The sequence below is a fragment of the Bacillus sp. SRB_331 genome (assembly GCF_003264175.1).
In the GTDB taxonomy this organism is placed as follows: domain Bacteria; phylum Bacillota; class Bacilli; order Bacillales; family Bacillaceae_G; genus Bacillus_A; species Bacillus_A mycoides.
Genome location: NZ_NADV01000123.1, coordinates 1 through 854, shown reverse-complemented (window position 1 = coordinate 854; position 854 = coordinate 1). Strand labels below are relative to the sequence as shown.

The 854-nt window shown below is 44.6% G+C and carries 1 protein-coding gene; it reads right to left on the bottom strand.

The window, feature by feature from the left end:
- On the bottom strand, positions 1-239 hold a 239-nt coding region (locus B5P42_RS32350; protein WP_220089413.1), incomplete at its 3' end, for a hypothetical protein.
- Positions 240-854 lie beyond the last annotated feature (615 nt).

Here is an 854-nt window from a genome sequence, read left to right as displayed (position 1 = left end):
GCCGTTGTTTCCTTCATTATTGCGCCGACAATCACGTCATCAATGCAGCTGCATAAAATGGACTTAGCTTTCTTGTCTTTGCGTAGTTGGTCCGGAGTCGCGTTAGCATCAGGGTCTTTCTCAACGCATAATTCCAGATCCTTTGTCGATAGATACATCACTACCTTTTGTTGCCATAGTAACAGGTCATCGGTGTCTTTGCCGGAGAACTTTTGAATCGTCTGAAAAATTTCTTTCATCGCAACTGAAGTTGAAGTAGAGGTGCGGAGAAGAGAAAGTGTGGGAATAACGAGAAATATACACTAAAGTGTACGTATGAACTGGTAGAAAATATACACTGAGGTGTATGTATGCAGTGGTGAAAAAGATACACTAAGGTGTATGTACAAGCTGGTAGAAATATACACTGAGGTGTATGTGTGCAGTGGTGAGAAGATACACTGAAGTGTATACGTAGGGGCCTGATGAGGTGGCAATTCGACTGTTAATCTAAAGGAAATCGATGTCTCCGATGTGAAGGTAATAGTAGAATGAGGTTTATTACTGCGTGGTTATAGCATGTATAGGTGGGAGAATATAGGGGGGAGTGCACTAATAATCCAAATACAAAGTCCGCACAGTCACTCTTATGTCATGCTCTTGCCGTGGTTGCGCCGACTGGGGGTACGCACCTTTCTTGGAGAATGTCCGTACTTGAGGCTGGCAAGTTGTATTCAACACGCCCCCTCAACTTGCTGGCTGTGATACCCATGGCTGTGCGACACCATTTGAACTTGGGAGCGTTCACTGGCTTCGTTAATCCATCCGCGATCATGGATTCTGTTGGGCAATACTCTACCTCAATAGTCCCTTGT